Origin of the sequence: Micromonospora sp. L31 (assembly GCF_052068075.1) — a bacterium.
Taxonomy (GTDB): domain Bacteria; phylum Actinomycetota; class Actinomycetes; order Mycobacteriales; family Micromonosporaceae; genus Micromonospora; species Micromonospora purpureochromogenes.
Window position 1 is genome coordinate 514,289 of record NZ_JBQHDC010000002.1, and the last position, 18,474, is coordinate 532,762.

The 18,474-nt window shown below is 75.1% G+C and carries 23 protein-coding genes and 1 pseudogene; 23 read left to right on the forward strand and 1 reads right to left on the reverse strand.

Annotated features, from left to right (window positions below; genetic code table 11):
* Positions 1–2 precede the first annotated feature (2 nt).
* The 13 genes and pseudogenes from ACTMS9_RS08960 (at position 3) to ACTMS9_RS09020 (ending at position 11,352) form a co-directional block, all read left to right on the forward strand.
* Entirely contained in the window at positions 3–749 is a 747-nt protein-coding gene (locus tag ACTMS9_RS08960; protein WP_441164646.1) for a YggS family pyridoxal phosphate-dependent enzyme, read from the forward strand.
* Positions 750–942: 193 nt separating this feature from the next.
* Positions 943–1,635, forward strand: a complete 693-nt coding sequence (locus tag ACTMS9_RS08965; RefSeq protein ID WP_210774738.1) for a cell division protein SepF — start codon at positions 943–945, stop codon at positions 1,633–1,635.
* Between the two features lie 29 nt (positions 1,636–1,664).
* Complete coding sequence (locus ACTMS9_RS08970; protein ID WP_088961129.1) at positions 1,665–1,964, forward strand: YggT family protein; 300 nt, start codon at positions 1,665–1,667, stop codon at positions 1,962–1,964.
* Between the two features lie 52 nt (positions 1,965–2,016).
* Positions 2,017–2,817 carry a DivIVA domain-containing protein gene (locus ACTMS9_RS08975; RefSeq protein ID WP_210774740.1) on the forward strand — a complete coding sequence of 267 codons (801 nt, stop codon included), beginning with the start codon at positions 2,017–2,019 and terminating at the stop codon, positions 2,815–2,817.
* Between the two features lie 620 nt (positions 2,818–3,437).
* Positions 3,438–3,683 (forward strand): annotated as a pseudogene (locus ACTMS9_RS08980) (hypothetical protein); the annotation flags it as partial.
* Positions 3,684–3,692: 9 nt separating this feature from the next.
* Complete coding sequence (locus ACTMS9_RS08985; RefSeq protein ID WP_210774742.1) at positions 3,693–3,998, forward strand: DUF167 domain-containing protein; 306 nt, start codon at positions 3,693–3,695, stop codon at positions 3,996–3,998.
* A 22-nt stretch (positions 3,999–4,020) separates the two neighbouring features.
* Positions 4,021–5,523, forward strand: coding sequence for a potassium/proton antiporter (locus ACTMS9_RS08990; RefSeq protein ID WP_441145198.1), 1,503 nt, complete (start codon positions 4,021–4,023; stop codon positions 5,521–5,523).
* 223 nt (positions 5,524–5,746) lie between these two features.
* Positions 5,747–6,166, forward strand: coding sequence for a TraR/DksA family transcriptional regulator (locus ACTMS9_RS08995; RefSeq protein ID WP_154943859.1), 420 nt, complete (start codon positions 5,747–5,749; stop codon positions 6,164–6,166).
* A gap of 67 nt (positions 6,167–6,233) precedes the next feature.
* Positions 6,234–6,860 (forward strand): signal peptidase II, encoded by a 627-nt coding sequence (lspA, locus tag ACTMS9_RS09000; RefSeq protein WP_441145195.1) that lies wholly within the window; start codon positions 6,234–6,236, stop codon positions 6,858–6,860.
* A complete protein-coding gene (locus ACTMS9_RS09005) occupies positions 6,857–7,804 on the forward strand; it encodes an RluA family pseudouridine synthase (RefSeq protein WP_441145193.1) in 948 nt (315 codons plus the stop codon). The genes lspA and ACTMS9_RS09005 overlap by 4 nt, the downstream gene beginning before the upstream one ends.
* A gap of 61 nt (positions 7,805–7,865) precedes the next feature.
* Positions 7,866–8,786 carry a hypothetical protein gene (locus ACTMS9_RS09010; protein ID WP_441164647.1) on the forward strand — a complete coding sequence of 307 codons (921 nt, stop codon included), beginning with the start codon at positions 7,866–7,868 and terminating at the stop codon, positions 8,784–8,786.
* 77 nt (positions 8,787–8,863) lie between these two features.
* The gene (locus ACTMS9_RS09015) at positions 8,864–10,393 is read left to right on the forward strand and encodes an AAA family ATPase (protein ID WP_441164648.1); all 1,530 of its coding nucleotides are present in this window, start codon (positions 8,864–8,866) and stop codon (positions 10,391–10,393) included.
* A gap of 56 nt (positions 10,394–10,449) precedes the next feature.
* Positions 10,450–11,352: a DUF2567 domain-containing protein gene (locus ACTMS9_RS09020; protein ID WP_441145187.1), complete on the forward strand. Its 903-nt coding sequence runs from the start codon at positions 10,450–10,452 to the stop codon at positions 11,350–11,352.
* Here the strand turns inward: ACTMS9_RS09020 and ACTMS9_RS09025 are convergent.
* Positions 11,267–11,965 carry an LON peptidase substrate-binding domain-containing protein gene (locus ACTMS9_RS09025; protein ID WP_441145185.1) on the reverse strand — a complete coding sequence of 233 codons (699 nt, stop codon included), beginning with the start codon at positions 11,963–11,965 and terminating at the stop codon, positions 11,267–11,269. The genes ACTMS9_RS09020 and ACTMS9_RS09025 overlap by 86 nt on opposite strands.
* 106 nt (positions 11,966–12,071) lie before the next feature.
* Between ACTMS9_RS09025 and hisD the strand changes: the two genes are divergently transcribed.
* From hisD to ACTMS9_RS09075, 10 genes are all read left to right on the forward strand, one after another.
* Positions 12,072–13,394, forward strand: coding sequence for a histidinol dehydrogenase (hisD, locus tag ACTMS9_RS09030; protein WP_441164649.1), 1,323 nt, complete (start codon positions 12,072–12,074; stop codon positions 13,392–13,394).
* Complete coding sequence (locus ACTMS9_RS09035) at positions 13,391–14,464, forward strand: histidinol-phosphate transaminase (RefSeq protein ID WP_441164650.1); 1,074 nt, start codon at positions 13,391–13,393, stop codon at positions 14,462–14,464. The genes hisD and ACTMS9_RS09035 overlap by 4 nt, the downstream gene beginning before the upstream one ends.
* Complete coding sequence (hisB, locus tag ACTMS9_RS09040) at positions 14,461–15,072, forward strand: imidazoleglycerol-phosphate dehydratase HisB (protein ID WP_154943845.1); 612 nt, start codon at positions 14,461–14,463, stop codon at positions 15,070–15,072. The genes ACTMS9_RS09035 and hisB overlap by 4 nt, the downstream gene beginning before the upstream one ends.
* A 58-nt stretch (positions 15,073–15,130) precedes the next feature.
* Positions 15,131–15,301: a hypothetical protein gene (locus ACTMS9_RS09045; RefSeq protein ID WP_170285505.1), complete on the forward strand. Its 171-nt coding sequence runs from the start codon at positions 15,131–15,133 to the stop codon at positions 15,299–15,301.
* Positions 15,301–15,927, forward strand: coding sequence for an imidazole glycerol phosphate synthase subunit HisH (gene hisH / locus ACTMS9_RS09050; protein WP_441164651.1), 627 nt, complete (start codon positions 15,301–15,303; stop codon positions 15,925–15,927). The genes ACTMS9_RS09045 and hisH overlap by 1 nt, the downstream gene beginning before the upstream one ends.
* Before the next feature lie 122 nt (positions 15,928–16,049).
* A complete protein-coding gene (locus ACTMS9_RS09055; RefSeq protein ID WP_441164652.1) occupies positions 16,050–16,373 on the forward strand; it encodes a hypothetical protein in 324 nt (107 codons plus the stop codon).
* A 16-nt stretch (positions 16,374–16,389) separates the two neighbouring features.
* The gene (priA, locus tag ACTMS9_RS09060) at positions 16,390–17,115 is read left to right on the forward strand and encodes a bifunctional 1-(5-phosphoribosyl)-5-((5-phosphoribosylamino)methylideneamino)imidazole-4-carboxamide isomerase/phosphoribosylanthranilate isomerase PriA (protein ID WP_238449452.1); all 726 of its coding nucleotides are present in this window, start codon (positions 16,390–16,392) and stop codon (positions 17,113–17,115) included.
* On the forward strand, positions 17,112–17,501 hold the full coding sequence (locus ACTMS9_RS09065) for a RidA family protein (protein WP_441145174.1): 390 nt from the start codon (positions 17,112–17,114) through the stop codon (positions 17,499–17,501). The genes priA and ACTMS9_RS09065 overlap by 4 nt, the downstream gene beginning before the upstream one ends.
* A gap of 91 nt (positions 17,502–17,592) precedes the next feature.
* On the forward strand, positions 17,593–18,036 hold the full coding sequence (locus tag ACTMS9_RS09070) for a MarR family winged helix-turn-helix transcriptional regulator (RefSeq protein WP_154943836.1): 444 nt from the start codon (positions 17,593–17,595) through the stop codon (positions 18,034–18,036).
* Positions 18,037–18,038: 2 nt separating this feature from the next.
* Positions 18,039–18,470 carry an organic hydroperoxide resistance protein gene (locus ACTMS9_RS09075; protein WP_280838173.1) on the forward strand — a complete coding sequence of 144 codons (432 nt, stop codon included), beginning with the start codon at positions 18,039–18,041 and terminating at the stop codon, positions 18,468–18,470.
* Positions 18,471–18,474: the final 4 nt, after the last annotated feature.

An 18,474-nucleotide genomic window follows, 5' to 3' on the forward strand; every position in this document is an offset into this window, starting at 1 on the left:
CGATGACCGACGAACCAGCCACGGTACGGCCCGACCGGCGTGCCGAACTCGCGGCCGGGCTGGCCCGGGTCCGCGCCCGGATCGCCGACGCCTGCGCCGCCGCGGGACGGGACCGCGCCGAGGTCACCATGATCGCGGTCACCAAGACGTACCCGGCCGGCGACGTGGTCGCGCTGGCCGGGCTCGGGGTGGCCGACGTGGGGGAGAACCGCGACCAGGAGGCCGCCCCGAAGGCGGCCGAGGTGGCCGCCGCCGGGGTGGCCGTCCGCTGGCACTTCATCGGCCAGCTGCAACGCAACAAGGCCCGCTCGGTGGTCCGCTACGCCGACGTCGTGCACTCGGTGGACAGCGTCCGGCTGGCCCGGGCCCTGGCCGCAGCCGCGTCCGCCGGCCGGGACCGGCCGCTGGACGCCCTGGTGCAGGTGAGCATCGACGGCGACCCGGCGCGTGGCGGCGCGCTGCCGGACTCGGCCGACCCGGACCGCGGCCTGGGCCCGGTGGCCGAGGCGCTGGCCGGTGCCGGCGGCCTGCGGCTGGCCGGGCTGATGGCGGTGGCGCCGCTGGGCTGGGAGCCGGAGCGGGCGTTCGCCCGGCTCGCCGAGGTGGCGGCGCGCTTCCGCGACCGGCACCCGGAGGCGACCGCGCTCTCCGCCGGAATGAGCGGCGACCTCGAACCGGCCATCGAATATGGCGCGACACATGTCCGCGTCGGCAGCGCGTTGCTCGGAATGCGTCCCACGCTGCGGTAGCCTGACCGCGGTAGAAGCAAATTACATCTGTGTTGTTTCAGGAACGGCGTCCCGTTGTCGGGGGCCACGGCGGGCGGCCGCGAATCGCCTGTCGGGGGATTGCCGCTCCGATCCGGTGGGCATGGATTGTCCATTCGTGATCAGGCGACACGGCACGGGGGTGCGTGCCGCACGGCGGACGGAAGGGCGCGGGATGGGTGCACTGCGCAAGGCGGGGGTCTGGCTCGGTCTCGTCGAGGAGGATGACGAGCGGGCCTACGACGACGGCTACGACAAGCCGGGCTACCGCGACTCGCGGTACCGGTCGAGCCGGTACTCCGAGGAGTTCGCCGACGACGACGAGGACGAGTCGGAGGAGCCGCCGGCGCCGCGCCCGCGGCTCGGCGAGCGGGGCCGGCTGAGCGAGCGCGGCGCGAGCCGGGCTGTGGAGGCCGACCGGGCCGACGACGAGCGTCCGGAGCGGGTCGAGCGGTCCAGCGTCCGCTCGATCACCCGGTCCGGCGCGGGGGAGACCTCGGGTGCGCTGACCTACCACACCCGGGACAACCTGGCCCTGGCGCCGCAGACCCAGGCGCGCGAGCGCGCGGTGGTGGCCGAGGAGGAGCAGCGTTACCAGATCACCACGCTGCACCCGACCACCTACCGGGAGGCGCGGACCATCGGCGAGCACTTCCGCGACGGCGTTCCGGTGATCATCAACCTCACCGAGATGGACGAGGCCGACGCCCGTCGGCTGGTTGACTTCGCCGCCGGGCTGGCGTTCGGGCTGCGCGGTACGATCGAGCGCGTGACCAACCGGGTGTTCCTGCTCTCACCGGCCAACGTCCAGGTCACCGCGGAGGACAAGGCCAAGATCGCTGAGGGCGGCTTTTTCAGCCTGAGCTAAGTCCGCCCGACCGAGGGACGTCGCCTGCCGTGTTGTCGATCGTGCTCCAAGCGCTGTACCTGCTCCTGTACCTCTTCCTAATTGTGCTGTTGGCCCGATTCGTCCTCAGCGCCGTCCTGCAGTACGGTCGCCGGTGGCAACCGGGGCGCGGGGCATCGGCGGGACTGGAATCCGTGTGGAGCGTCACTGATCCGCCTCTCAAGGCGTTGAGGCGTGTGATCCCTCCACTGCGAATTGGTACCGTGAGCATCGACCTGGCCTCCCTTGTGCTCCTGGTTATCCTGTTCGTGCTGATGGAGTTCGTGTTGAAGCGGTTGATCATCGGATGAACGTCCGGTGGCCCAGCCCGCTACGCGGCCGCAACTGACCCGAGGAGTTTCGATGCCGCTGACCCCGGCCGACGTCCACAACGTCGCCTTCAAAAAGCCGCCGATCGGCAAGCGGGGGTATGACGAGGAGGAGGTCGACGCCTTCCTGGACGAGGTCGAGCGTGAGCTTGCCCGTCTGATCGAGGAGAACAACGAGCTGCGCGCCCAGGTGGAGCGCGGCGGCCGTGGTGGCGCTCCCGCCGGCCCCGGCGGCGACGCCCGTCTCGCGGCCGAGCTCAACGACGTCAAGGCCCAGCTCGACCGGGTGCAGCGCGACAAGGCCGCGGCCGAGCAGGCCGCCCGGGCCATGCAGGCCGAGCTGGAGCAGGTCCGGTCCGCCGGTGGCCCGGCCGGCGGCGGCGACGGCGAGCAGCAGGCGCTGCGGGTGTTGATGATGGCCCAGCGCACCGCCGACGACCACGTGTCGGACGCCCGCCGCGAGGCCGACCAGCTTCTCTCCGAGGCCCGGTCCAAGGCCGAGGAGGTCACCCGCGAGGCGCGCGCCAAGGCCGACGCCCTCGAGCGGGACGCCCGCCAGCGGCACCAGGAGGCCATGGGCGGCCTGGACGCCAAGCGCACCGCGCTGCAGAAGCACATCGAGGAGCTCAAGCAGTTCGAGCGCGAGTACCGCACCCGGCTCAAGGCGTACCTGGAGAGCCAGCTGCGGGACCTCGACGGCCGGGGCCAGGGCCTGGAGGCCGAGATGACCCGCGCCGAGGGCAGCCGCGCCGCCACCGGCAACGGGCTGGCCGCCCCGAGCCTCGCCGGCTCGTACGGCGGCGGTCGCTCCGGCGCTCTCGAAGCCGGTCGCTGATCCACGGTCGGCGGCCGTCGCCCGACGGTCGCCGACCGCGCCACACCGACACGACGCGGCGGGGGTGAGCCGTGATAGTCGCAAGTCTGCTGCTCATCCTCGTCGCGGTCGTACTGCTGGTGTTCGGTCTCGCTGACGGCTCCAGCACTCTGTTGATCAGTTCCATCGCGGCCAGCCTGTTGGCCGCCGTCGCGTTGATCGCGGGCGCCCGCCAGGTGGCCGCCGCCAAGGCGACGACGGGCCGGCCCGGGCCGCGCGCGGGCCGGGGTTTCGCGGGTACGTCCCGCGCCACGACCCCGCCGGAGCCCTACGCCCCGGTGGAGCCGGAGATCCCCGTCCAGCACGTTCCCCCGACGAGCGGCACCGGTGGCGACGGGTGGCGGCAACCGCCCGAGCCGCCGGTGACCGGCGACGCCGACCCGTGGGAGCCGCAGGCCGAGAGCCCGTGGGACTCCGACGGCGTGGCCGCGCGCCGCGCACCGGACGCGGACCCGGCGTGGGAGGCCGCGCCGACCGCCGGGCGGTCCCGCGACGTCGACGACGCCGGCCCGTGGGACTCGGTGAGTCCGGCCCCGGGCCCCTGGCGCGACGGGGCGGCCGGCGGCTGGGCGGCGGAACCGGCCGAGGTCGACGACGAACCGGAGGCCCAGGACGTGTCCCCCGCCGACGCCGCGTGGGTGGCCCGGCTCGACACCGAGGTGCGGGTCGTCGACGGCCGCCCCCGCTACCACCTGCGCTCCTGCCCCCGCCTGCTCGGCCGGGACGACGAGCCGCTGCCGGTCTCCGAGGCGGTCTCGCTCGGCTTCACCCCGTGCGCGGACTGCGCGCCGGACACCGCCCTGCTCGCCGACACCCGACCCGGCTGAGTCGCGTCGATGCCCACCGGGGAGCCGCTCACCGTGGCGGTACGCGTCAAGCCCGGCGCCTCCCGCGCCCGCGTCGGCGGCCGCTTCGACGGCCCGCACGGCCCCGCGCTGGTGATCGCGGTGAACGCGCCGGCGGTGGACGGGCGGGCCACCGAGGCGGCCCGCAAAGCGCTGGCCGGGGCGCTGGGCGTACGACCGGCGGCGGTGTCGCTGCGCACCGGCGCGGCCAGCCGCGACAAGCTGTTCACCGTCGAGCGTCCGGCCCCCGGGTTGACCGACGTGCTCCGCCGGCTGCGCGACGGATCGGACGGGTGAGGGCGCTGCGGGTCGGTGGCCCGTGACGCCGGGGCTGGACCTCGCGCTGCTGCTCGGCGCCGCCGTCCTGCTGGTGGCGGTCGGCGCGGTCCGCTTCTCCACCCGCCTCGGCGTACCGAGTCTGCTGGTCTACCTGGCGCTCGGGGTGGCGATCGGGGAGGCCGGCCTCGGCATCCGCTTCGACGACGCCGAGCTGACCCGGGTGCTGGGCTTCTGCGCGCTGATCGTGATCATCGCGGAGGGCGGGTTGACCGCCCGGTGGAGCACCCTGCGCCCGGTGCTCGGGCTGGCCGCCGCCCTCTCCACCGTCGGGGTGCTGGTCAGCATCCTGGTCGTCGGCCTGGTGGTGCACCTGCTGCTCGGCCTGGACTGGCGGCTCGCCCTGCTCTACGGCGCGGTGCTCTCCTCCACCGACGCGGCGGCGGTCTTCGCCACGCTGCGCCGGCTGCGCCTGCCGCCCCGGCTGGTGGCCACCCTGGAGGCCGAGTCCGGGATGAACGACGCCCCGGTGGTGATCCTGGTGGTGCTGCTCTCCCGCGGCGCCGAGGGTGGTCACCCGTGGTGGTACGAGGTGTTCCTGGTCGGCTACGAGCTGGGCGTCGGAGCGGCGGTCGGGCTCGCCGCCGGGCTGACCGGCCGCTTCGCGCTGCGCCGCGCGGCGCTGCCGTCGTCCGGGCTCTACCCGATCGCCGCGGTCGGCTTCACCGTGCTGGCGTACGCCGCCGGGGCGGTGCTGCACGCCTCCGGCTTCCTCGCCGTGTACGTGGCCGGGGTGCTGCTCGGCAACGCCCGGCTGCCGCACCGGCAGGCCATCCTGGGCTTCGCCGACGGGCTGGCCTGGCTGGCCCAGATCGGGCTGTTCGTGCTGCTCGGGCTGCTGGCCACGCCCAGCCGGCTGAACGCGGCGGTGCTGCCGGCGGTGGTCGCCGGCCTGGCCCTGCTGCTGCTGGCCCGGCCGCTGTCGGTGCTGGTGGCCGCGCTGCCGTTCCGGGTCAACCTGCGCGAGCAGGCGTTCCTGTCCTGGGCGGGGCTGCGCGGGGCGGTGCCGATCGTGCTGGCCACCATCCCGCTCTCCGAGCGGGTGCCCGGGGCGGACCGGCTCTTCGACGCGGTCTTCGTCCTGGTGGTGATCTTCACGGTGTTGCAGGCGGGCACGCTGGCGCCGGCGGCCCGCCGGTTGCGGGTGACCGCGCCCGCCGAGCTGGCCGAGATCCACGTGGAGACGGCGCCGCTGGAGCGGATGCGGGCGGACCTGCTCCAGTTGGAGGTGCCGCCGGGTTCCCGGCTGGCCGGCGTGCACGTGGACGAGCTGCGGTTGCCGGTGGGCGCCTCGGTGACCCTGGTGCTGCGCGACGGGGCGGGTTTCGTGCCCGGCCCGGACACCCGGCTCAAGACAGGCGACAGCCTGTTGATCGTGGCGACCGCCGGGGTGCGGGACGAGGTCGAGCGGCGGCTGCGGGCGGTCAGTCGGCGGGGTCGACTGGCCAGGTGGTTTGGCGAGTACGGCGAGGATCGGGATGGCTGATCTGCTAGCGTTCCCTTTGCCCCAATTAGGGCTTACCAGGGGCTGAATAGCGGCACGACGGTGCGCCACGTTGTCGGACGCCTGTACGTTCCGTATTCTTGCCAACCTCCGGAGTGCGCGGCCCTCGTTGCCGTGCGCCCGTTTTGTTACGTGGGGGCGCCAGGCCGGTGACCCCTGTCCGGACACCGCCGACCGCCGCGCTACGCGGCTGAGGGAGCTGACGATGGCGAAGCCAGCCGACACCAGGACCGCCGGCCGCAAGCCTGCGGTGAAGGCCACCCGCAGCGCGGCGGAGACCGAGAAGATCCGGGCGGCCCTGGCGGCCCGACGGGACGAGCTGCGAGCCGAGTACGATCAGACGCTGAGCGAGATCACCGAGCTGCAGCGCGACCGGCTGACCGACTCGGCCGGGGACGACCAGGCCGACACCGGCACCAAGACGTTCGAGCGCGAGCAGGAGATCTCTCTCGCCAACAGCATCCGGGAACGGATCACGCAGGTCGAGCGGGCCCTGGAGCGCCTCGACGAGGGTGGCTACGGGTGGTGCGAGCGGTGCGGGAACCCGATCCCGGTCGAGCGGCTCGCCGCCTTCCCGTCGGCGACCCTCTGCGTGACCTGCAAGCAGCTGGAGGAGCGGCGCTGACGTCCGCTCCCCGGTGACACACGCGAGACGGTGAACCGCTCACCGTCGGACAGTCGATGGGGAGTCGATGACCACAGCACCGACCGCCGGATCCGGCACCGCTGAGCCGGGCGACGGTACGCCTCGCCGCAAGGCGGTCGTGGTCCTGGCCAGCATCGCCCTCGCGGCCCTGCTGGCCGACCTGTTCACCAAGCACCTCGCGCTGGTGACGCTCGACGACCGGGGGCCGGTACGCCTGCTCGGCGGCGCGGTCTACCTGACCCTGACCCGCAACAGCGGGGCGGCCTGGAGCATCGGCGCCGACCACACCTGGATCTTCCCGCTGATCACCATCGGCGTGGTCGGCTGGATCGTCTGGATGGCGGTACGGCTGCGGTCCCTGCCCTGGGCGGTCTCCCTCGGCCTGGTGCTGGGCGGCGCGCTGGGCAACCTCACCGACCGGATCTTCCGCGCCCCCGGCCACTTCGTCGGGCACGTGGTGGACATGGTCAGCCTCTTCGACCCGTACGGGCAGGTCTGGCCGGTGTTCAACCTGGCCGACAGCGCGCTGGTCTCCGGGGTGCTCCTCGCCGTGCTGCTCGAACTGACCGGCCGGCAGCGGGACGGCAGCCGGGCCGGTACGCAGGGCGCCGCCGACGACGCGGCGGCCAACGACCGGGACGCCACCGGCGCTCAGCCCCGGGAGCGGGCGTGACCTCGGCCTTCGCCGCCGGTGGCGGTGACCAGCGTTCCCTGCCCGTCCCGGACGGGCTCGACGGCATGCGCCTGGACCAGGCGGTGTCCCGCCTCTTCGGGCTCTCCCGCACCGCCGCGGCGGCCCTGGTCGACGCCGGTGACGCGCTGGTCGACGGGGCCGCGCGGCCCAACTCGCACAAGGTGAAGGCCGGCTCCTGGCTGGAGGTGACGCTGCCCGCCCCGGTCGCGCCGCCGACGGTGGTGCCGCAGGCGGTGCCGGGCCTGACCGTGGTCCACGCCGACGACGACATCGTGGTGGTGGACAAGCCGGTCGGCGTGGCCGCCCACCCCAGCCCCGGCTGGACCGGGCCGACCGTGATCGGCGGCCTCGCCGCCGTCGGGCACCGGATCTCGACCAGCGGCGCCGCCGAGCGGCAGGGCGTGGTGCACCGGCTCGACGTCGGCACCACCGGAATCATGGTGGTGGCCAAGAGCGAGCAGGCGTACACCGCGTTGAAGCGGGCGTTCAAGTACCGCGAGGTGGAGAAGCGCTACCACGCCGTGGTGCAGGGGCACCCCGATCCGCTGCGCGGCACCATCGACGCCCCGATCGACCGGCACCCGCACCACGACTACCGCTGGGCGGTGGTCTCCGGCGGCAAGCCGAGCATCACCCACTACGACACCATCGAGGCGTTCCCGGCGGCGAGTCTGCTCGACGTGCGCCTGGAGACCGGTCGCACGCACCAGATCCGGGTGCACTTCTCGACGCTGCGGCACCCCTGCGTGGGCGACATCACCTACGGCGCCGACCCGACCCTCTCGGCCCGGCTCGGGTTGGGCCGGCAGTGGCTGCACGCCCGGTCGCTGAGCTTCCTGCACCCGCGTACCGGCGACGAGGTGACCTTCGTCAGCGAGTACCCGGACGACCTGGCCCAGGCGCTGGCGATCCTGCGCGACTGACCGCACCCGGTCCGAGCCGACCGAACCGCACCCGATCCGAGCCGACAGGGGGCCCGCGCCGGTGAGCGCCGCCGTACCGCCACCGGCCGACCGGCCGACACCGCCGGTGGGCCGGCCCGGCCGTGCCCGGCCGCGCTGGCTCACCTCGGCCGCGCTCGCCGCGGTGGGGGCGGTGCTGCTCACCGCCGGCTGGGCGGGGGGCCGGGAGGAGCCGGTCGGCGACCGCACCGTCGGCGAGGTCACCCGGGTCGGGGTACGGCCCGGCGACCGGATCCCCGAGTACGTGCGCGCCGCCGCGGCCGAACTGGCCGCGTTGCCGCCGTCCGGATCGCCGTCCGGGACGTACGCGCTGGTCTCGTTCACCGGCTACCTCGCGCCGGCGCAGGTGCCCGGCGTGCTCGCCGACGCGCCGGTCTCCGAGGTGGTGACGCGGGTGCCGCTGCCCGACCGGCAGACCGAGGTGGTCCGCCTGGCGGCGCAGCTGCTGCCGCAGGACGTGGTCGCCGGGATGACGACGGTGGCCGAGCGCAAGGACCGGGAGGCCGCCGACCAGCGGGCCCGCGCCGCCGGCACCGCCGACGGCGAGCTGCGCCGGGTGTACGCCACCGGCGCGGAGGTCGCCGCGCGGGAGGCGCGGGCGTACCGGGCGGGGTGCGCGTGCGTCTACGCGGCGGTGGTGCGCGCCGACCCGGCCGTGCTGCGGACGCTGGCCGGCCGGCCCGGGGTGCGCGCGGTGGACCCGGCCCCGGAGCTGCGCCGGCTGGACCGGGCGGTGGTCCTCCCGCCGCTGCCCGAACAGCGGGACGTGGTGCGGCCGCCGGCCGACACCGCGCTGGACTTCCCGTCGGTGGGCGTTTCGTCGGAACAGGCACGGGACGTGATCGATCCCTCACCCGGCGGATCGGCCGGCTCGCGGGCGCCCACACCGCCTCCGACCTCGCCGGACACCGGCGGTGGGGGTGCACCGGCGCCGGGCGGGTGAGGATTGCCCATGGGGGATGTGCGGCAACAGGTGTGGTCCGAATAGGGTTTCGTTCGTAGCCTGTCAGGCGGAGATCGATGGCGCGGGGAGGGCGAGCCTTGGACGGCAGCGAGACCGGCTGGGGCCGGTCGGCCGAACCGGCACCGCGATGGCGGGCCTTGCTCGACCGCGCCCGCGGCGGTCGCGCCGGCGAGCCGGCGGAGGCCGACCGCCGTCCCGAGGAGCCCCCACCGGCGCGCGAGGCGTTGCCCCGGCGCGGGTCGGGCACCGGCTGGTCCGGGCGGGCCTCGGCCGCCGTGCCGCCCGTCGAGCCCCGGTACGGCACCGACCCCGGCTACCGGGCCGAGGCGACCTACCGGATCGACCCGGCGTACCGGGTGGAGCCGTCGTACCAGCCGGAGCCGTCGTACCAGCCGGAGCCGTCGTACCAGCCGGAGCCGTCGTACCGGAGTGAGCCGGGGTACCCGCCGGAGCCGGCCTACCGGGCCGAGCCCGGTTACCCGCCCGAGTCGCCGGCGGAGTCCCGCTACGCGTTGCTGGACAACGGCTACCGGCACGAGCCGCCGCCGGTCGAGTCGCGGTACGCCCCGCTGCTCGACGACGGCTTCCGACCCGGTTACGCCCCGGCCGACCCGGCGTACCCGCCGCAGCCGTCGTACCGGCCCGAGCCGACCTATCCGCCGGAGCCGGCCGTGCCCGCCGAGCCGGCGTACCCGCCCGCGGTGACCGCCGACCGGGGCTATTCGCCGGCGCGGATCGAACCGGCCCGGATCGAGTGGCGCCCGCAGGCCCCGCAGGACGAGCAGGAGCGGGCCGCCGGCGTGCTGCGCCGCGACCTCGGCACGCCCCGGGTGCTCGCCTTCGCCAACCCCAAGGGCGGGGTGCACAAGACCACCGCCACCGTGCTCGCCGCCGCCACCGTCGGCAGCGTCCGCGGTCGGGGCGTGCTGGCCTGGGACGACAACGAGCTGCGCGGCACCCTCGGGCTGCGCGCCGGCAGCGCCCGGCACGCCCGGACGATCCGGCACCTGATCAGCGACCTGGCGCACATCGAGATCCGGGAGGGCGCCGAACTGCTGGAGTCCCTCGACGACTACCTGCGGCACGCCTCCGACGGCTCGTACGACGTGCTGGCCGGCGAGGAGAGCCCCCGGTTCGCCCAGCGGCTGGACCAGTTCACCGTCAAGCGGGTGCTGGAGCTGCTGCGCCGCACCCACGACGTGGTCTGCGTGGACACCGGCAACAACGTGGAGAGCGCCAACTGGCGCACCGTCATGCACGCCGCCGACCAGCTGGTGGTGACCACCGTGCCGCGCGAGGACGCCGCGTTCAGCGCGGACTGGATGCTGGACCTGCTGCACGAGGAGGGGATGGGGGAGCTGGCCGACAACGCGGTCACCCTGATCTCCTGCCCGACGCCCGGCCGCTCCCAGCTCCAGGACGACCTGGAACGGCACTTCGCCACCCGTACCCGGGCCGTCGCCGTGGTGCCGTACGACCCGGCGCTGGAGACCGGCTCCTCGATCGAGTACCCCCAGCTCCAGCCGGAGACCCGGCAGGCGTGGCTGCGCGCCGCCGCGGTGATGCTGGAGCCGTTCGCCCGCTGAGGGAGTGTCCGGCCACCGGCGCCCCCCGTCGCCGCCCCGCCTGAGAGGATCACCGGGTGAGCCCGGACACCCCCGATCCGCACCGGTCCGTCGACCGTCCCGACGAGCCGGACCGTGCCGCCGCGCCCGCCGGCCCCGCCCCGCCGGCCCGCACGGTGAACGACGGCTGGACGCCGCTCTCCGGCGCGCCCGACGCCGGATCGCGGCCCGGCGAGCCGGGCCCGGTCGAGCTGGCCACGCCGGGTGGCCCCTGGCCGCAACCGGGCGGACCGGCCGCGGCCTGGCCCCCGGCGTACGCCGGCCTCCCGGAGCAGCCGGCCGACCGGCCCCGCCGCTCCGTCGCGGCGACCCTCGCCACCGTGCTCGCACTGACCGTCCTGGGCGTGCCGCTCGGGCTGCTCTGGGCCGCCGTGGCCCCGGACACCCCGGTGCTCAAGACCGCCGAGGGCGCCATCTACGCCCAGCCGCAGCCGGAGCAGCCGATCGCCGCCGACGGCTGGTTCAGCCTGCTCGGGCTCGGCTTCGGGCTGCTCGCCGCGGTCGGGCTCTGGGTCGTGCTGCGCCGCCGCCGGGGCCCCGCCGTGCTGGCCGGGGCGGCGTTCGGCGCGCTCGGCGCCGCGCTGGTCGCCTGGCAGGTCGGCCGCCGGGTCGGGCTCTCCGGCTACCGGCGGCTGCTGGAGAACGCCCCGGACGGCACCGCCTTCAGCAAGCCGGCCGACCTGCGCGCCGGCGGGATCGAGTGGCTGTTCGGGTTCCTGCCGGTGCCCTTCGGGGACGTGCTGCTGCCGGCGTTCGCCGCGGCCGTGACGTACACCCTGCTGGCCGGCTGGTCGCGCTGGCCGTCGCTGCGGCCGGAGCCGGAGCCCGGCGGCCTCAGTTGGGGGCCGGGGGCGACGCCAGCTCCGACAGCGGCACCGGAACCGCCCGCACCTGACGCAGCAGAGCCGCCTCGCGGTTGAGCAGCCGCAGCTCGGCGCGGAGCCGGGTGGCGGTGTCGTCGATGGCGAGCAGTCGCTGGCGGTCCGCCACGGTGAGCGCGGCCGTCGCGGCGACCAGGTGGGACAGCACTGTCGGGTCCTCCGGCAGCTGCTCGGAGATCTCCTCCGGATCGGGCCGGATCAGCCCCAGGTACTGGCGGAAGACCGCGATCACCCGGGCCGCGAGCAGCTCGGCGATCTCGTCGGTGCCGCCCGGCTCGGGCAGCCACTCGACCTGCGCGGTCAGGTACGGCGCCGAGGAGCGGTCCACGTCGGCGATCCGGAACCGCCGCCGGCCCACCGTGACGATGTCGAAGCCGCCGTCGTCGAGCTCGGTGACCTGCCGCAGCTCGGCGGTGCACCCCACCTCGTGCAGCGTCACGTCACCGCCGCCGGGGGTCGACCGGCCGGGTGCCGGGGCGACCTCCCAGCCGGCCTGGATCGCCACCACGCCGAACTCGCGGGGCGCCCCCTCGGGCAGCCCGACCAGGTGGCGCACCAGCGCGCGGTAACGCTCCTCGAATATGTGCAGCGGCAGCACGAGTCCGGGAAAGAGCACCGTTGCGAGCGGGAACACCGGCAGCCGCGCAGTCACGCGTCGAGCCTAGTCGGACCGGACGCCCGCGGCGTGGCCCGGCTCACGCCTCCCGCGGTACGGGCGGCGCGGAAAGATCCTGACGAAGCGGCCTAGACTCGCAAGGGTGTTGAATCGGATCGACCTGCGCGGCGGTGTCCGTGACCCGCGCCGCCTGCTGCCCCGTGCCCAGCTCGACGTCTCCGTGGCCGTCGAGCGGATCCGCCCGCTCGTCGAGGCGGTCCGGGAGCATGGGTATCCGGCGATCCGGGAGGCCAGCGAGCGGTTCGACGGGGTCTCCCCGGCGGTGCTGCGGGTGCCGGCCGAGGCGATCGCCGAGGCCGAGGGGACGCTCGACCCGCAGGTGCGCGCCGCGCTGCTGGAGTCGATCGCGCGCGCCCGCCGGGTGCACGCCGACCAGCGGCGCACCGACCACACCACCCAGGTCGTCCCCGGTGGCACGGTGACCGAGCGCTGGGTGCCGGTCGACCGGGTGGGCCTCTACGTCCCCGGTGGCCTGGCGATGTACCCGTCGACCGTGGTGATGAACGTGGTCCCCGCCCAGGCGGCCGGGGTGCGCTCGCTGGTGGTGGTCAGCCCACCGCAGCAGGACAACGGCGGCCTGCCCGACGGGCGGGTGCTGGCGGCCTGCGCGCTGCTCGGCGTCGACGAGGTGTACGCCGTCGGCGGCGCCCAGGCGGTGGCGATGCTGGCGTACGGCGCGGCGGTCGACGCCGAGGGCAGCGCGCACTGCGACCCGGTCGACATGATCACCGGTCCGGGCAACATCTGGGTCACCGCCGCCAAGCGGCTGCTGCGCGGCGTGGTCGGCATCGACGCCGAGGCCGGCCCGACCGAGATCGCCATCCTGGCCGACGACACCGCCGACCCGGCGCACGTCGCCGCCGACCTGATCAGCCAGGCCGAGCACGACCCCCTCGCCGCCAGCGTGCTGGTCACCCCGTCGGTCGAGCTGGCCGAAGCGGTCGAGCGGGAGCTGGCCCGGCAGGTGCCGGCCACCAAGCACGCCGAGCGGGTCAGCACCGCGCTCAGTGGTGAGCAGAGCGGCGTGGTCCTCGTGGACGACCTCGACGCCGGGCTGCGGGTGGTCGACGCGTACGCGGCCGAGCACCTGGAGATCCAGACCGTGGACGCCCGCGCGTGGGCGATGCGGGTCCGCAACGCCGGGGCGATCTTCGTCGGCGCCTGGTCGCCGGTGTCGCTCGGCGACTACTGCGCCGGCTCCAACCACGTCCTGCCCACCGGCGGCTGCGCCCGGCACTCCTCGGGGCTGTCGGTGCAGTCCTTCCTGCGCGGCATCCACCTGGTGGAGTACACCGAGGACGCGCTGCGCGAGGTGGCCCCGCACGTGGTGACCCTGGCCAACGTGGAGGACCTGCCGGCGCACGGCCAGGCCGTCGCGGCCCGCTTCCCCGGGGGGCCGGCGTGACCACCCTGGACGACCTGCCGCTCCGCGACGACCTGCGGGGCCTGCGGCCGTACGGGGCGCCGCAGCTCGACGTGGCGGTCCGGCTGAACACCAATGAGAACTCGTACCCGGTGCCCGAGCCGGTGGTCGAGGCGATCGGCAAGGCCCTCGCCGCGGAGCTGCGCGACCTGAACCGGTACCCGGACCGGGACGCGGTGGCGCTCCGGGCCGACCTGGCGGCGTACCTCGGCCACGGGCTCACCGTCGAGCAGGTCTGGGCGGCCAACGGCTCCAACGAGATCCAGCAGCAGCTGCTCCAGGCGTTCGGCGGCCCGGGGCGCACCGCGCTCGGCTTCACCCCGGCGTACTCGATGCACCCGCTGCTGGCGCTGGGCACCGGCACCGGCTGGGTGCCGGGGGTCCGGGGCGCCGACTTCGGGCTGACCGTCGACAACGCGGTGGCCCAGGTGCGCGAGCACCGGCCGGACGTGGTCTTCCTCTGCTCGCCGAACAACCCCACCGGCACCGCGCTGGACCCGGCGGTGGTCGCCGCGGTGCTCGACGCCGCCCCCGGCATGGTGGTGGTCGACGAGGCGTACGCCGAGTTCGCCCGCCCCGGCACGGTGAGCGCGCTGGCCGTGCTGCCCGGCCACCCGCGGCTGGTGGTCACCCGGACGATGAGCAAGGCGTTCGGCTTCGCCGGCGGCCGGCTGGGCTACCTGGCCGCCGACCCGGCGGTGGTGGCCGCCGTGCAGCTGGTCCGGCTGCCGTACCACCTCTCGGCGCTCACCCAGGCCGCCGCCCGGGCGGCGCTGGCCCACCGCGACGCCCTGCTCGGCACCGTCGACGCGATCAAGGCCCAGCGCGACCGGATCGTCGCCGAGCTGCGCGCCCGCGGCCACCGGGTCGCCGACAGCGACGCCAACTTCGTGCTCTTCGAGGTGGTCGGCGACCAGGCCGTCGCCTGGCGCACCCTGCTCGACGCCGGCGTGCTGGTCCGCGACGTCGGCCTGCCCGGCTGGCTGCGGGTCACCGCCGGCACCCCGGCCGAGACCGACGCCTTCCTCACCGCAATGGAGAAGCTGACATGAGTCGCACCGCCCGGGTGGAGCGGATCACCAAGGAGACCAAGGTGCTGGTCGAGATCGACCTCGACGGCACCGGCCAGGCCGAAATCAGCACCGGCGTCGGTTTCTACGACCACATGCTGCACCAGATCGCCCGGCACGGCGGCTTCGACCTCACCGTGCGCACCGTCGGCGACCTGGAGATCGACGCCCACCACACGATGGAGGACACCGCGCTGGCCCTGGGCGCCGCCTTCGACCAGGCGCTGGGGGACAAGGCCGGCATCCGGCGGTACGGCTCGGCCACCGTGCCGATGGACGAGGTCCTCGTCCGCGCCGCCGTCGACCTCTCCGGCCGCCCGTACGTGCTGCACGACGAGCCGGCGCTCGCGCCGTACATCGGCCCGGTCTACCCCACCAGCATGACCCGGCACATCTGGGAGTCCTTCGGCCAGTCGGCCCGGATCACCCTGCACGTGGACGTGCTGCGGGCGGCCCGCCCCGGCGGCCACCCGGACGCCCACCACGTGGTGGAGGCGCAGTTCAAGGCGGTCTCCCGGGCGCTGCGCGAGGCCACCGCGATCGACCCGCGCTCGGCCGGCGTGGTGCCCAGCACGAAGGGTGCGCTCTGATGAGCGCGAGGAGTGCAGCGCAGCGGAGCCCCGCAGTCGCGACTGAAGGAGAGCTCTGATGGGGCCGGTGCTGCCGACGCTGCTGCTGATCCTGGCCGGTGTGCTGGTCGGCGGGACGTGGTCGTTGCACAAGCAGGGCGCGCCGCGCGGCGCGGTGGTCATCATGGCGCTGCTTGCCACGCTCGCCACCGTCGGCGGGGTGCTCTGGCTGCTCCCCGGGGAGGGCTGATGACCACCAGGATCGTGGTGCTGGACTACGGCTCGGGCAACCTGCGCTCGGCCGAGCGCGCCCTGGAGCGCGCCGGCGCCGAGGTGACCGTCACCGACGACCTGGCCGCCGCCGCCGAGGCCGACGGCCTGGTGGTGCCGGGCGTGGGCGCCTACGCCGCCTGCATGGCGGGGATCGAGGCGCTCGGCGCCGGCCCGGTGATCGCCGAGCGGGTCGCCGCCGGCCGGCCGGTGCTGGGCATCTGCGTCGGCATGCAGGTGCTCTTCGAGCACGGCGACGAGCACGGCGTGGTCACCAAGGGGCTCGGGCTGCTGCCCGGCGGGGTGACGAAACTGCCCGCCGACCGGCTGCCGCACATGGGCTGGAACACGGTCGACGCGCCGGCCGGCTCGGTGCTCCTCGGCGGGCTGCCCGCCGACAGCCGGTTCTACTTCGTCCACTCGTACGGGGTGAACGACGTCGCCGGGCTGGCCGCCGCCGGGGCTCTGGTCACCACCGCCCACCACGGCACCGACTTCGTCGCCGCAGTGGAGCGGGGCGCGCTGTCGGCCGCCCAGTTCCACCCGGAGAAGTCGGCCGACACCGGGGCCGCCCTCCTGCGCAACTGGCTGGCCACGGTTGGCTGAGTTGGCTGAGCCGGCCGGCCCGGCGCGGGGCACGCCGGCCGCCGGGACACCGCGGGGCACGGCGTGAGCGCGAGGAGTGAGCCGGGTTTGCGAGCCCCGCAGTCGCGAACTGAGGTGAACCAGTGAGCAAGGAGCGGGCCCGCCGCCGCGCCGTCCGGGAGGCCGAGGCCGCCCGGGGACGCGTCGTGCGCCAGCGCCGGCTGGCCCGCCGGCAGCGCACCCGCACGCTGGTACGCCGGCTGACGCCGCAGTGGCGGCGGGGTCGCACCGGCCGGGTGGGCCGCCGCAGCCGGGGGGAGCGGGCCGCGATCGTCGGCCTGAGCCTGGCCGCGTTGTTCGGGATCTGGACGTTCGTCGACGATCTGGCGTTGCGCCTGGTGCTGGTCGTCCTGCTGCTGCTGGTCCTGCCGGCGATCGTCGTGATCGCGCTGGACCGTCGGATCTGATGCGAGGAGAGAGAAGTTGAGCCTCACCCTGTTGCCCGCCGTGGACGTCGCCGACGGCCAGGCCGTCCGGCTCGTGCAGGGCGCCGCCGGCAGCGAGACCGCGTACGGCGATCCGCTGGAGGCCGCGCTGGCCTGGCAGGCCGACGGCGCCGAGTGGATCCACCTGGTCGACCTGGACGCGGCGTTCGGTCGGGGCTCCAACGCGCACCTGCTCGCCGAGGTGGTGCGGCAGCTCGACGTGAAGGTGGAGCTCTCCGGCGGCATCCGGGACGACGAGTCGTTGCAGGCGGCGCTGGGCACCGGGGCGGCCCGGGTGAACATCGGCACCGCCGCGCTGGAGGACCCGCAGTGGTGCGACCGGGTCTGCGGCGAGTACGGCGACCGCGTCGCGATCGGGCTGGACGTGCGGGGCCGTACCCTCTCCGCCCGGGGCTGGACCCGCGACGGCGGTGACCTGTGGGAGGTGCTGGAGCGGCTGGACAAGGCGGGCGCCGCCCGGTACGTGGTGACCGACATCACCAAGGACGGCACCATGCGCGGGCCGAACCTGGACCTGCTGCGTGAGGTCTGCGCGCGCACCGACGCCCCGGTGATCGCCTCTGGCGGCGTGTCCACCCTGGACGACCTGCGGGCGCTGGCCACCCTGGAGCCGATCGGGGTGGAGGGCGTGATCGCCGGCAAGGCGCTCTACGCCGGCGCGTTCACCGTGGCCCAGGCGCTGGAAACGCTGGCCGCCGCGTGACCGTCACCCGGTTGGGCTCGGGCGGCCCGTGGGAGGCCGTCTACGGCTACGCCCGGGTGGTCCGGGCGGGCGACCTGGCGTGGACGGCGGGCTGCACGTCGACCGTGGACGGTCGGGTGACGCACGTCGGCGACGCCGCGGCGCAGACCGCGCAGGCGCTGCGGATCGGGCTGGACGCGCTCGCCGAGGTGGGCGCCGAGCCGGGCGACGTGGTCCGGACCCGGCTGTACGTGACCGACCGGAGCTACGCCGACGAGGTGGGTCGGGCGCACAACGCGGTGTTCGGGGCCGTCCGTCCGGCGGCGACGATGGTGGTGGTGGCCGGCCTGCTCGACCCCGACCAGCTGGTCGAGGTGGAGCTGGAGGCCTGGCTCGGCGAGCGCTGAGCCCGGCCGCCCCGCCCGGCGACCGGGTGGGCGGGGCCACATCCCGGCCAGATCGGTTGTGCACAATTCAATCGTGGGCTACAGTTTTCCCGTGACCGATGATCTGGTGCTACGTCGACAGGTGTGCTTCGCGCTCTACGCCGCGTCGCGCGCCCTCACCGACGTCTACCGGCCCATCCTCGACGAGGTCGGCCTGACCTACCCGCAGTACCTGGTGCTGCTGGTGCTCTGGGAGCGCGAGGACGCCCCCACGGTCTCCGAGCTCGGCGCCGCGCTGCGGCTGGACTCCGGCACGCTCTCCCCGCTGCTCAAGCGGTTGGAGGCGGCGGGCCTGGTGGTCCGGTCCCGGTCGGCGCGCGACGAGCGACGGGTGGAGGTGGGGCTCACCGCCGACGGTCGGGCCCTGCGGCAGCGGATGGACGAGGTGCCGCTGCAGGTCGCCCGCGCCACCGGCCTCACCGAGGCCGAGCTGATCGCCCTGCGCGACACCCTCACCCGGGTCACCGAGACGATCCACCGACAGAAGGAGCAGTGACCATGCAGGTGCTCTACACCGCGTCCGCCCTCGCCAGCGGCGACGGCCGCGACGGCCACGTCCGCACCTCCGACGGCACCGTCGAGCTGGACCTGGCGATCCCGAAGGAGATGGGCGGCGCCGGTGGCGCGGCCAACCCCGAGCAGCTCTTCGCCGCAGGCTACGCGGCCTGCTTCCACTCGGCGCTGCGCCTGGTCGCCCGCCGGGCCAAGGCCGACGTCTCCGGCTCGGTGGTCGAGGCTGAGGTCGGCATCGGCCCGAACGGCAGCGGCGGCTTCGGGCTGACCGTCGCCCTCCTGGTCGACCTGCCCGCCGTCGAGCGCGCCGCCGCCGAGCAGCTGGTCGCGCAGGCCCACCAGGTCTGCCCGTACTCGAACGCGACCCGCGGCAACATCGAGGTCGCCCTCACCGTCCGCGAGGCCGCCGCGGCCTGAGCGC

Coding starts and splice junctions, on each gene's coding strand:
- ACTMS9_RS08960 (WP_441164646.1), top strand. CDS start 3: ATGACCGACGAACCAGCCACGGTACGGCCCGACCGGCGTGCCGAACTC.
- ACTMS9_RS08965 (WP_210774738.1), top strand. CDS start 943: ATGGGTGCACTGCGCAAGGCGGGGGTCTGGCTCGGTCTCGTCGAGGAG.
- ACTMS9_RS08975 (WP_210774740.1), top strand. CDS start 2,017: ATGCCGCTGACCCCGGCCGACGTCCACAACGTCGCCTTCAAAAAGCCG.
- ACTMS9_RS08985 (WP_210774742.1), top strand. CDS start 3,693: ATGCCCACCGGGGAGCCGCTCACCGTGGCGGTACGCGTCAAGCCCGGC.
- ACTMS9_RS08995 (WP_154943859.1), top strand. CDS start 5,747: ATGGCGAAGCCAGCCGACACCAGGACCGCCGGCCGCAAGCCTGCGGTG.
- lspA (WP_441145195.1), top strand. CDS start 6,234: ATGACCACAGCACCGACCGCCGGATCCGGCACCGCTGAGCCGGGCGAC.
- ACTMS9_RS09015 (WP_441164648.1), top strand. CDS start 8,864: ATGGCGCGGGGAGGGCGAGCCTTGGACGGCAGCGAGACCGGCTGGGGC.
- hisB (WP_154943845.1), top strand. CDS start 14,461: ATGAGTCGCACCGCCCGGGTGGAGCGGATCACCAAGGAGACCAAGGTG.
- ACTMS9_RS09045 (WP_170285505.1), top strand. CDS start 15,131: ATGGGGCCGGTGCTGCCGACGCTGCTGCTGATCCTGGCCGGTGTGCTG.
- hisH (WP_441164651.1), top strand. CDS start 15,301: ATGACCACCAGGATCGTGGTGCTGGACTACGGCTCGGGCAACCTGCGC.
- ACTMS9_RS09075 (WP_280838173.1), top strand. CDS start 18,039: ATGCAGGTGCTCTACACCGCGTCCGCCCTCGCCAGCGGCGACGGCCGC.